Below are 10,708 nucleotides of genomic sequence, written 5' to 3' on the forward strand. Positions count from 1 at the left end.
CTGGATCAGCCGACCTGGATCAGGTCGATCGCGGCCAGCACCTGCTCGCGCAGGCCGTCCGAGATCGGGGCGCTGCCGGCGTTCTCCGCGGCGGCATCCTGGCCCTCGGCACTCGCGATGTAGGAGAAGTACTCCTTCACGAGCCCCGCGACGTTGCTGTCCTCGTACTGCTCGCAGCCGATGAGGTAGCTGACCAGGGCGATCGGGTAGGCGCCGTCCGCGGCGGCGGCCGGGTCGACGTCGAAGACGAGGTCGGCCTCGCCGCGGCCCTCGGCGAGCGGCGAGCCCTCGACGAGCTTCGAAGCGGCCTCCGCCGAGTACGGGACGAATTCCTCGCCGACGCCCACGGCGACCTGGCCGAGGCCATCGGCCTGCGATGCGTCGAGGAACCCGATGGCTCCGTTGCCGGCCGTGATGGCCTGCTTGACGCCGGAGGTGCCCTGTGCGGCCTCGCCGCCCTGGATCGGCCACTCGTCGGAGACCTCGTAGGTCCAGACATCGGGTGCCGTCGCACTCATGTACTTCGCGAAGGTCTCCTGCGTTCCCGAGGGGTCGGAGCGGTGCACCGGCGAGATCGCCAGGTCGGGGAGCTCGACGCCGTCGTTCAGCGCGGCGATCTCCGGCGCGTTCCAGTTGGTGATCGTGCCCGCGAAGATGCCCGCGATGGTGGCGGCATCCAGGTTCAGGGCGTCGACGCCTTCGAGGTTGAAGGCGACGGCGACGGGCGAGATGTAGAGGGGGACCTCGACGATGTCGTCCGTGGTGCAGGCGCCGAAGCCGCCGGCGGCGATCTCCTCATCGTTGAATGCGCGGTCGGAGCCGATGAAGTTGCTGCCGCCCTCGAGGAAGTTCTCACGACCGGTGCCGGAGCCCGTGGGCTCGTAGTTGACGGTCACGTCGGGGTTGGCGGTCTGGAACGCGGCGACCCAGGCCTCCTGGGCGGCGGCCTGCGAGGAGGCGCCGGTGGCGTCGATGGTGCCGGAGAGCGTGGACTCGGCAGGAGCCTCGCTCGAGCCGGTGCCGCCTTCGTTCGCGGCACAGCCGGCGAGGGCGAGAGCGGCCACGGCGCCGATGGCGCCGATTCGTGCGATTCGGGAGATCTTCACTGTGGATCCTTCGATCTTTGATGGGTGGGGCCCGGTGCAGGGCACACAGTGACGCTAGGGGCGACGGTTAACGAGACTCTCCCGAGCAGGTGAACGGCAGGTGAACGACGGGCGACTCTCTGGGGCGCTCCCGCGAGAAATCAAGGAAGCGTCAGACCTTCGGGACGTGGGTCTCGATCGCGATGATGCCCGATCCGGGATTCGTGGCGGAGAGGTGGACGACGGAGAACGCGGCCGGCTCGAGGTCTGCGGCGCTGCTGAGATACGAGCCCTGGATGGTGCCGGTGGCCAGCGCGATCTCCGAGAGCAGACCGGGCAGCACCGGCCCGTGGCTGCACAGCACGGCCGGCTTGCCGGCGCGGATGCGGCGTCCGACGACCGAGCGCAGATCGGACTCGCCGTCCTCCCAGGCGTCCTGGCTCATCTTGTCGGTCTTCACCGGCTTGCGATCGAGTGCACGGGCGAGCGGGGTGATCGTCTCGACGCAGCGCACCGCGTCGCTCGTCACGATCCGGCGCACTCCGAAGGCACGCAGCGGTCCCACGATCGACTTCGCCTGCTTTCGACCGCGCTCGGTGAGCGGCCGGGAGGCATCCGATCCGTCCCACTCCGAACGGGGCGTGGCCTTCGCATGCCGCAGCGCGATCACGGGGAAGGTGCGCAGCACTCCGTCGTCGACGAGGTTGGCGAAGAAGTCGAGGATCTCCAGGTCGACGGGGTAGCTCAGGCGCGCACGCGCCTTCTTCACACTGACCCACTCCAGCGCGGCGATCTCGCGGTTGGGCACGAACGTCGACTCCCGGATGGCGGAGTCCGTCGCTTCCGCTGCCCAGTAGTGCACGACCTTCTGCTTCTGGGACGCCAGGTGATACCGGCTCACACCGACCGACACCCCGAGCGAGACGCGGATGCCGGTCTCTTCGTGCACTTCCCGGACGGCGGTCTCGGCGAGCATCTCTCCGGGGTCGACCTTGCCCTTGGGCAGCGTGACGTCGCGGTACTTCGTGCGGTGGATCAGGAGGATGCGCAGCTTGCCGTCGACGAGTCGCCAGACGACGGCTCCCGCCGCGTACACGGCCTTGTCCGCCCACTTCGACCCGTTCGCGGTGTCGGGTGGGAGCTGCAGCTGCCGCCCGGTCATCGCACCGCCCGTGCGCGGCGACGCCGCTGGATCAACCCCATGGTCTTATCCTGCAGGTCGATCAGGGGCTTGCCGTCCGCGTCCTCGGCGTGGCGCTCCCAGACTCCACCGGCACCCAGGTGCCACGAGGTCGTCCCGGCATCCATCGCCAGGTCGAAGAACGTCTGCAACTCCTTCAGGTGGGCGGGGTCGGTGACCCGCACCAGCGCTTCGACGCGACGGTCGAGGTTGCGGTGCATCATGTCTGCACTGCCGATGTACACCTGCGGGTCGCCGCCGTTCTCGAACGCGAAGATCCGCGAATGCTCCAGGTAGCGGCCGAGGATGCTGCGCACGGTGATGTTGTCACTGATGCCGTCGAGATCCGTACGCAGGCTGCAGATGCCGCGCACCCAGACGTCGACCTTCACTCCCGCGGCACTCGCGCGGTACAGCGCGTCGATGATCTCCTCATCGACCATCGAGTTGACCTTGATGCGGATGTGCGCGGGCACGCCCGCTTCGGCGTTCTTGCGTTCGGCGTCGATCTGGCGGACGAGGCCCTTCCGGAGGTGCAGAGGGGCGACCAGGAGCCTCTTGAACTTCTTCTCGATGGCATAGCCGCTGAGCTCATTGAAGAGTCGGGTCAGATCTTTGCCGACCTGCGCGTCTGCGGTGAAGAGGCCGAAGTCCTCGTAGATACGGCTGGTCTTCGGGTTGTAGTTGCCGGTGCCGACGTGGGAGTAGTGCTGGAGCTTGCCGTCTTCCTCGCGGATGACGAGCGCGAGCTTGCAGTGCGTCTTCAGCCCGACGAGTCCGTAGACCACGTGCACGCCGGCCTTCTCGAGCTTGCGCGCCCAGACGATGTTGTTGGCCTCGTCGAATCGGGCTTTCACCTCGACGAGTGCCAGCACCTGCTTGCCGGCCTCCGCGGCGTCGATCAGCGCCTGTACGACCGGGCTGTCGCCCGATGTGCGGTACAGCGTCTGCTTGATGGCGAGCACGTGCGGGTCACGGGCGGCCTGTTCGAGGAACGCCTGGACGCTGGTCGTGAACGACTCGTACGGGTGGTGCACGAGCACGTCCGACTTGCGGATCGCCTTGAAGATGTCGGCGCGGTTGCTCGATCCCGCGGGCTGGAAGGCCACGGCCGTGGTGGGCAGGTGCGGCGGATACCGCAGGTCGGGTCGGTCGATGCGGGACAGGTCGAAGAGGCCGCGCAGATCGAGCGGGCCGGGGAGGCGGTAGACCTCCAGGTCGGTGATGTCGAGTTCGCGGACCAGCAGGTCCATCGTGACGTCATCCATGTCGTCGGTGATCTCCAGGCGGATCGGCGGCCCGAACCGGCGACGGAGCAGCTCGGCCTCGAGCGCCTGGATCAGGTTCTCGCTCTCGTCTTCCTCGATCTCCACGTCTTCGTTGCGCGTGAGTCGGAACGCGTGGTGATCGAGCACCTCCATGCCCGGGAACAGGTCGCCCAGGTGGTTCGCGATGAGCTCCTCCAGACGCAGGAAGCGCTTGATCTCGCCGCCGCCGGGTACCTCCACGAAGCGGGGGAGCATGGGTGGCACCTTGAGGCGCGCGAACTCCTGCCGACCGGTCCGCGCGTTGCGGATGCGGATCGCGAGGTTCAGCGAGAGCCCGGAGATGTACGGGAACGGGTGAGCCGGGTCGACCGCGAGAGGCATCAGCACCGGGAAGACCTGGGCCTGGAAGTACTCGGACAGCGCGGAGCGCTCGCCGTCGGTGAGCTCCGACCAGTCGGTGATCTCCACGCCGGACTCGGCGAGGGCGGGGCGCACCAGCGAGATCCACGCGTCCGCGTGGCGCAGCTGCAGGGCGTGCGCCTCGCGGGAGATGTCCGCGAGCGCGTCGACGGGGGAGCGGCCGATGTTGGTCGGCACCGCGAGCCCGGTCATGATGCGCCGCTTGAGACCCGCCACGCGCACCATGAAGAACTCGTCGAGGTTGCTGGCGAAGATCGCCAGGAAGTTGGCCCGTTCGAGTTCGGGCAGCGACGGATCCTCGGCGAGCTCCAGCACGCGCTGGTTGAAAGCGAGCCAGCTCAGCTCGCGATCCAGGTAGCGGTGGTCCGGGAGCTGGGAGTCGGGGGACTCGATGGCGTCGAAGTCATCGTCTTCGGCGTCTCCGAGGCCGGCGTCGGCGAGTGCGGGATCGATCATGGGGTACATCTAAGCACCGCCGGGTGACGCTCGTGTGAACAGCGTCCGTCCTCACCCGGCTGCGGCGATGCTCTCGTCCTCGTTGACGTTGAAGCGATAGCCGACGTTGCGCACCGTGCCGATGATCTGCTCCTGGTCGCCGAGCTTCGCCCTGAGCCGTCGCACGTGCACGTCGACGGTGCGGGTCCCGCCGAAGTAGTCGTAGCCCCACACCTCGCTGAGCAGCTGCTCCCGGGTGAAGACGCGTGAAGGATGCGTCGCGAGGAAGTGCAGCAGCTGGAACTCCTTGTAGGTGAGGTCCAGCGGTCTGCCGCGCAGCTTCGCCGAGTACGACTGCTCATCGATCGTGACTCCGGAAGCCTGTACGCGTGCGGGCTCGGCGACGTCATCTCGCCGCGCGAGTGCGAGACGCAGTCGTGCGTCGATCTCGGCAGGGCCGGCGGTGACGAGCAGGACGTCATCGATGCCCCAGTCGCCGGAGAGCGCACTCATCCCTCCCTCGGTGACCACGAGGAGCAGCGGCGCGTCCTGTCCGGTGGCGCGCAGCAGGCGGCACAACGACTTCGCCGCCACCAGGTCATGACGACCGTCGACGATCACGACGTCATACTCCGGGGCGTTGACCAGCTGCGCGGTCTCCGCCGGAATCTGGCGCGCTTTATGGCTCAGCAACTCGAGAGCGGGCAGGACCTGCTCCGAGAGCGGAGCGTTGGTCAGAACCAGGACCAGGGCCACGCGCACTCCTCACCGACGGGCGATCGACGCCGTGCCGCCATGATACCGGGAGCCGATGCGCAACAATGGTGTCATGACGGAACCAGCACTCGCACCGCGCAACGCTTTCGTCGGTGTGATCGTCGTGTGGGCGGTGGCGTTCGTCGCCACCGTCGCGATCGGCATCTTCGTGCCGGAGGAATGGCGCGTGCCCTGGATGCTGGTCGGCTTCGGCGGAGTCGTTCTGCTCTCGTTCGCCGTGCAGCTCTGGTACGGGCGCACGCAGGGTTTCATCTTCCGGGTGGCGAGCAGCGTCACGGGCGCCCTGCTGCTGATGGGCCTCATCTCGATCGGTTTCGGGTTGGCCGCACTGATCCCGTCCTGACGTCGGCCCGGCGCGGTAAGGTGGAGCACATGGACCTCATGGCGCTCGAAATCTTCTTCATCGGCCTGCTGGGCCTCGCGAGCCTCGCTATCGTCTTCGTCTCGGCAGTGGTGCTGCGCAACCTCTTCCGCGGCCAGCGCTGACGCGATCGTGATCGAACTCCCCACCGACCTTCCCGCCGACCTCGCCCCGCTCGCGTGGTTGATCGGCGTGTGGGAGGGCACGGGTGTCATCGACTATCCGGTGGGTGACGAGCGTCTGCAGGGCGAGTTCACGCACCGGGTCAGCTTCAGCCACGACGGCGGCCCGTTCCTCAACTACTCCGGCACCGCGACCTTCCTCGCGGAAGACGGCGCACCGTCGGCTGCGCTTCTCGCCGAGACCGGTTTCTGGCGGCTCGCTCGCCCGGCCGCGCCGGCGGATCCGGGTCCAGCACTGCTCCCGCCCCTGGCTCCCCCCGTCGCCCGCACGGTCGACGATGTCGAGGAGCTGCGCGCACCCAGCGGCGGCTTCCCGATCGAGGTGTCGGTCGCTCACTCCGACGGCGCACTCGAGCTCTACATAGGCGAGATCAACGGACCGCGCGTCGACATCGGCACCGATGCCGTGGTCCGCAGTGCCGGTGCGAAGGTGCACACCGCCTCCTCCCGCATGTACGGCCTGGTCGACGGTCATCTGCTGTGGGCATGGGATGTCGCGGCCCTCGGCACCCCGCTCCGTTCGCACGCCTCGGCCCGGCTGGCCAAGGTCTGACGTGTCGGGCTTCGGCGAGCTCGACGGTGTCGTGTCCGACGGCGATCGGATCATGCACTTCGGTGATGCCTTCCGCGAGCAGCGGCGTCTCGCCGAGGGGGCGGCCCTCGCCCCACTCGGTGACCGGACGATCATCGAGGTCTCGGGCCCGGAACGGCTGACTTGGCTCGACTCGATCACTTCGCAGTCGGTGGGCCGTCTCGCTGCCGGCGAGAGCACGGAGCTGCTGGTGCTCGACCCGCAGGGGCGCGTGGAGCACGCGGCCGGCGTCCTCGACGACGGCACATCCACTTGGCTCCTTGCCGACGCCGGCGATGCCGATGCACTCGCGGGCTGGTTGACCCGCATGAAGTTCCGCACGCAAGCCACGGTCGACGTGCGATCCGACCTCGCGCCGATCGGCTACATCGACGGAGGTGCGGTGGCCCCGACGGCATCCGCCGCAGCGTTCGCGCCGAACGGCAGCCCGCTGATCTGGGCCGACCCCTGGCAGCGGATCAGCAGCGGGGGGCACCAGTACGCCGAGGTCGCCGAGCATCCGGCTGCGGATTACGCGTGGCGGGTCGCGATGCTGAGCGCGGACGCGGCGGATGCGCTCGCCGCATCGCTCGACCGCGATGCTCTCGCCGGGCTCCTCGCCGCCGAGGCGTTGCGCATCGCCGCCTGGCGTCCGCGGTGGAGCACCGAGGTCGACGAGCGCTCGTTGCCCCACGAGTCCGACTGGATCCGCAGCGCCGTGCACCTGAACAAGGGCTGCTACCGCGGGCAGGAGACGGTCGCCAAGGTGCACAACCTCGGACATCCTCCGCGCCGATTGGCCGCGCTCCATCTCGACGGCAGCGACGCCGTGCTTCCTGAGCCCGGAGCAACGGTGTTCGCGGGGGATGACGAGGTCGGCCACATCACGTCGGTGGCGCGGCACCACGAAGACGGGCCGATCGCGCTCGCCATCCTGTCCCGTCGCGCACCGGTCGGCGATCTCGTGGTGCGTGCTGACGGCATCGACATCGCGGCGTCCCAACAGGTGATCGTGCCGGCGGATGCCGGTGCCACGGCAGACATCCCGCGCCTTACCCGGCTGTCTCGTCGTCCGTCTGCGCCCGATCCGCGCGACGCCCCCGCTGCGTCCTGAGGCGATGGACGTCGCGCGCTACTCGGCGTGCTGTGCCTCCGTGGCGCGGAGCGCCGCGAGCTGCTGAATCCTCGGTCGGGCCACGAGCCACCCGGCGATGAGTGCGGGGATGATGACGACCAGACTGGCGACGGTCCAGGTCCCGGTCGGGTAGTCGAACGCCATGAGGACGATGACCGTCGCGAGGAAGGCGAGCGTGAGGTAGGACGTGAAGGGCGCGCCGAACAGTCGGAAGGCCGGGCGCTCGAGCCGACCCTGCTTCGCGAGTCGATGCAGCTGGAGCTGGCAGAGAATGATCGTCGCCCACGCGGCGATGATCCCGAGCGCCGACATGTTCAGCACGATCTCGAAGGCATCGTCGGGTACGACCGCGTTCAGAAGCACACCACCGAGAGCGAACAGCCCGGTGAAGACGATGCCGGCGACGGGAACGCCACGCTTGCTCATCCGGCCGGCCACCGCCGGGGCGGCCCCGGAGGCGGCGAGCGAATGGAAGACCCGGCCCGTGGAGTACAGGCCGGCGTTGAGGCCCGAGACGGCGGCGGTGATGACGACGAAGTTCATGATGCTGCCGGCCACGGCGCCGACCTCGGGCCCGCCGACGTGTGAGAAGAACGTCACGAAGGGGCTCTCGCCGGCCTGGTAGACGGTGTACGGCAGCAGGAGCGCGAGCAGCAGCACGGAGCCCACGTAGAAGACTCCGATGCGGAGGATGACCGAGTTCACGGCGCGGGGCATGAGCTTCTCGGGGTTCTCTGTCTCGCCGGCAGCGGTGCCCACAAGTTCGATCGACGCATACGCGAACACGACTCCCTGCATCACGATGACCGCGGGGAGCACTCCTTCCGGCATGAAGCCGTTGTGTTCGGCGAGCATCGTCAGCCCCGTCGCGCCTTGATCCGTCTTCCAGCCGGCAGCGAGGAACACGATCCCCAGGACGAGGAACAGCGTGAGCGCTGCGACCTTCACGATCGAGAACCAGAACTCCATCTCGCCGAACAGTCGCACGGAGACGAGGTTGAGTCCGACCACGACGATGAGCGCGATCAGAGCGAGAAGCCATTGCGGAAGCACGTCGAAGACCGACCAGTAGTGCACGTACAACGCGACGGCCGTGGAGTCGACGATCGCCACCATGCCCCAGTTGAGCAGGTAGAGCCAGCCTGCCGCGAACGCCAGTTTCTCCCCGTAGAACTCCCGCGCATACGAGATGAAGGACCCCGACGACGGCCGATGGATCACGAGCTCACCCAGAGCTCGGAGGATGAAGAATGCGAAGACACCGCACACCAGGTACGACACCGCGAGCAGGGGCCCTGCGGAGTGCAATCGTCCCCCAGCACCCATGAAGAGCCCGGTGCCGATCGCGCCCCCGAGCGCGATCATCTGCAGGTGTCGCGGTTTCAGGGCGGTGCGATATCCCCTCTGCTCGTGCGAGAAGTCCTGAACTGCGGTTGCGACGTCTCCGAGGCGCTCACGCCTGTTCTCCTGTGCCGCCGCGGGATCGTGCTCCCGTGGGGGATCGGTGATCGCCATTCAATCTCCTGTCCTCGGAGTTCTGCAGCCACTGTGCTGCCGACCTCGGCGCATGCGAACGCCAGCTAACACGTTACATGTTGCTGTGGGGCCACAGTGTGCTCACCGGAATGCCGCATGACCACATCCGGCAGCGGTTTGCTCAGGGGGCGACGGCCGCCCACGGCAGCGTGAGCTCACCCAGCCGCCAGCGTGTCCGTCCGCCGAGCACCGGCCACCCCTGCGCGCGAAGAGCTCCCACCGCGGCGAGGAAACGCTGTGTGGCACCGAACGTCGACAGGGGTGCGGCCCGCTCCCACTCGCGGTCGAGCTCGACCAGCAGTGCGTGGATGCGTTCCCCCGGGATGTTGCGGTGGATGAGCGCCTTCGGCAGCCGTTCCGCGACGATGCTCGGCCTCTCGAGGTCGGCGAGCCGCAGCGAGATCGTGAAGCGCAGCGGCACGGCGTGCGCATCGACGTCGATCCAGCTCGAGACGCGGCCGATCTCATCGCAGGTTCCCTCGAACAGCAGGCCGCCGGGGGATAACCGTGATGCCATCCGGCCCCACGCGTCGGGGACATCCCCTTCGTCGTACTGGCGCAGCACGTTCATGGCGCGGATCACCGCGGCTCGTCGTCCGCCGGGGAGGGGGACCTCGAAGCCGCCTCGCGCGAACGAGACCGGCAGGTCGGCCGCGAAGGGTGTGCGCCCCGCTCGGACCTCGGTGAGCTGGGCATCGGCCGTCGCCACGCGCGCCGGATCGATCTCGAGGCCGCGCACCTCGACGTCGTCGCGCACCCGGACCAGACGCGTCGCGAGTTCGAATGCCGTGACGCCGCTGGCGCCGTAGCCCAGATCGACGACCAGTGGATCGGATGCTCGGCGCAGGGCATCGCTCGCGGCGATCCAGCGGTCGTTCCGCCGCAGACGGTTCGTCCCCGTGGTGCCGCGGGTCGGCCGGCCGAGGGGAGATGACGCCATGTCTCCATCCTCCCAGCATCCGAATCGAGCGTCGGCGCCGGCCACGGATAAACTGGCGACATGACTGCGACGCGCACCCTCATCCTGCTCCGCCACGGCCGGAGCGAATGGAACGAACTGAACCTGTTCACCGGTTGGGTGGACGTCCGCCTCAACGCGCAGGGCGAGAAGGAGGCACGCCGCGGCGGCGAGCTGCTCGCCGAGTCCGGCATCCTCCCCGATGTGCTGCACACCTCGCTGCTGAGCCGTGCGATCCAGACGGCGAACATCGCGCTCGACGCCGCCGATCGTCTGTGGATCCCGGTGACCCGGTCCTGGCGGCTCAACGAGCGCCACTACGGCGCTCTGCAGGGCAAGGACAAGGCGCAGACGCTCGAGGAGTTCGGTCCCGAGCAGTTCCAGCTCTGGCGCCGCTCGTTCGACGTGCCGCCGCCCGTGCTCGACGACGAGAGCGAGTTCAGCCAGGTGAACGACGTCCGCTACGCGGGCATCGACGGCGAGGTGCCGCGCACCGAGTCGCTCAAACTCGTCATCGACCGTCTGCTTCCGTACTGGGAGAGCGCCATCGTGCCCGACCTCGAGGCCGGCAAGACCGTGCTCGTCACGGCGCACGGCAACTCGCTCCGGGGTCTCGTGAAGCACCTCGAGGGCATCAGCGACGACGACATCGCCGAGCTGAACATCCCGACCGGCATCCCGCTGGTCTACGAGCTGGACGAGAACAACGTGCCCACCGGCCCCGGTCGCTACCTCGACCCGGAGGCTGCTGCTGCCGGTGCCGCCGCCGTCGCGGCCCAGGGCAAGAAGTAAGAGCCTCC

At 68.3% G+C, this 10,708-nt stretch carries 10 protein-coding genes; 4 read left to right on the top strand and 6 right to left on the bottom strand.

Annotated features, from left to right (window positions below):
- Nucleotides 1–5 precede the first annotated feature (5 nt).
- The 4 genes from ACNPM4_RS08885 to ACNPM4_RS08900 form a co-directional block, all read right to left on the bottom strand.
- Nucleotides 6–1,106, bottom strand: coding sequence for a phosphate ABC transporter substrate-binding protein PstS (locus ACNPM4_RS08885; RefSeq protein WP_029262779.1), 1,101 nt, complete (start codon nt 1,104–1,106; stop codon nt 6–8).
- 151 nt (nt 1,107–1,257) lie between these two features.
- The gene (locus tag ACNPM4_RS08890; RefSeq protein WP_051662329.1) at nt 1,258–2,247 is read right to left on the bottom strand and encodes an NUDIX hydrolase; all 990 of its coding nucleotides are present in this window, start codon (nt 2,245–2,247) and stop codon (nt 1,258–1,260) included.
- Nucleotides 2,244–4,409, bottom strand: coding sequence for an RNA degradosome polyphosphate kinase (locus tag ACNPM4_RS08895; RefSeq protein WP_029262777.1), 2,166 nt, complete (start codon nt 4,407–4,409; stop codon nt 2,244–2,246). Before ACNPM4_RS08895 ends, ACNPM4_RS08890 begins: the two co-directional genes overlap by 4 nt.
- Before the next feature lie 51 nt (nt 4,410–4,460).
- Nucleotides 4,461–5,144: a winged helix-turn-helix transcriptional regulator gene (locus ACNPM4_RS08900; RefSeq protein ID WP_029262776.1), complete on the bottom strand. Its 684-nt coding sequence runs from the start codon at nt 5,142–5,144 to the stop codon at nt 4,461–4,463.
- A gap of 73 nt (nt 5,145–5,217) precedes the next feature.
- On the opposite strand from ACNPM4_RS08900, the gene ACNPM4_RS08905 reads away from it, so the two are divergent.
- The 3 genes from ACNPM4_RS08905 to ygfZ all read left to right on the top strand — a co-directional run bounded on the left by ACNPM4_RS08905 (nt 5,218) and on the right by ygfZ (nt 7,393).
- Nucleotides 5,218–5,508 carry a hypothetical protein gene (locus tag ACNPM4_RS08905; protein ID WP_400858030.1) on the top strand — a complete coding sequence of 97 codons (291 nt, stop codon included), beginning with the start codon at nt 5,218–5,220 and terminating at the stop codon, nt 5,506–5,508.
- A 150-nt stretch (nt 5,509–5,658) separates the two neighbouring features.
- Nucleotides 5,659–6,261 carry a heme-binding beta-barrel domain-containing protein gene (locus tag ACNPM4_RS08910; protein WP_448985437.1) on the top strand — a complete coding sequence of 201 codons (603 nt, stop codon included), beginning with the start codon at nt 5,659–5,661 and terminating at the stop codon, nt 6,259–6,261.
- Between the two features lies 1 nt (nt 6,262).
- Nucleotides 6,263–7,393, top strand: a complete 1,131-nt coding sequence (gene ygfZ / locus ACNPM4_RS08915) for a CAF17-like 4Fe-4S cluster assembly/insertion protein YgfZ (protein WP_029262773.1) — start codon at nt 6,263–6,265, stop codon at nt 7,391–7,393.
- 18 nt (nt 7,394–7,411) lie between these two features.
- Here ygfZ and ACNPM4_RS08920 read toward each other — a convergent pair whose 3' ends face one another.
- Both ACNPM4_RS08920 and ACNPM4_RS08925 read right to left on the bottom strand, forming a co-directional pair.
- Nucleotides 7,412–8,929 carry an amino acid permease gene (locus tag ACNPM4_RS08920; protein WP_029262772.1) on the bottom strand — a complete coding sequence of 506 codons (1,518 nt, stop codon included), beginning with the start codon at nt 8,927–8,929 and terminating at the stop codon, nt 7,412–7,414.
- A gap of 142 nt (nt 8,930–9,071) precedes the next feature.
- Nucleotides 9,072–9,890 carry a class I SAM-dependent methyltransferase gene (locus ACNPM4_RS08925; RefSeq protein WP_029262771.1) on the bottom strand — a complete coding sequence of 273 codons (819 nt, stop codon included), beginning with the start codon at nt 9,888–9,890 and terminating at the stop codon, nt 9,072–9,074.
- Nucleotides 9,891–9,950: 60 nt separating this feature from the next.
- On the opposite strand from ACNPM4_RS08925, the gene ACNPM4_RS08930 reads away from it, so the two are divergent.
- Entirely contained in the window at nt 9,951–10,700 is a 750-nt protein-coding gene (locus ACNPM4_RS08930; protein WP_021199094.1) for a phosphoglyceromutase, read from the top strand.
- Nucleotides 10,701–10,708 lie beyond the last annotated feature (8 nt).

It is taken from the genome of Microbacterium umsixpiens (assembly GCF_053543675.1).

Excerpts from the sequence above, each read along its gene's own strand:
- ACNPM4_RS08890 (WP_051662329.1), bottom strand. The coding sequence starts at position 2,247 with ATGACCGGGCGGCAGCTGCAGCTCCCACCCGACACCGCGAACGGGTCG.
- ACNPM4_RS08895 (WP_029262777.1), bottom strand. The coding sequence starts at position 4,409 with ATGATCGATCCCGCACTCGCCGACGCCGGCCTCGGAGACGCCGAAGAC.
- ACNPM4_RS08905 (WP_400858030.1), top strand. The coding sequence starts at position 5,218 with ATGACGGAACCAGCACTCGCACCGCGCAACGCTTTCGTCGGTGTGATC.
- ACNPM4_RS08920 (WP_029262772.1), bottom strand. The coding sequence starts at position 8,929 with ATGGCGATCACCGATCCCCCACGGGAGCACGATCCCGCGGCGGCACAG.
- ACNPM4_RS08925 (WP_029262771.1), bottom strand. The coding sequence starts at position 9,890 with ATGGCGTCATCTCCCCTCGGCCGGCCGACCCGCGGCACCACGGGGACG.
- ACNPM4_RS08930 (WP_021199094.1), top strand. The coding sequence starts at position 9,951 with ATGACTGCGACGCGCACCCTCATCCTGCTCCGCCACGGCCGGAGCGAA.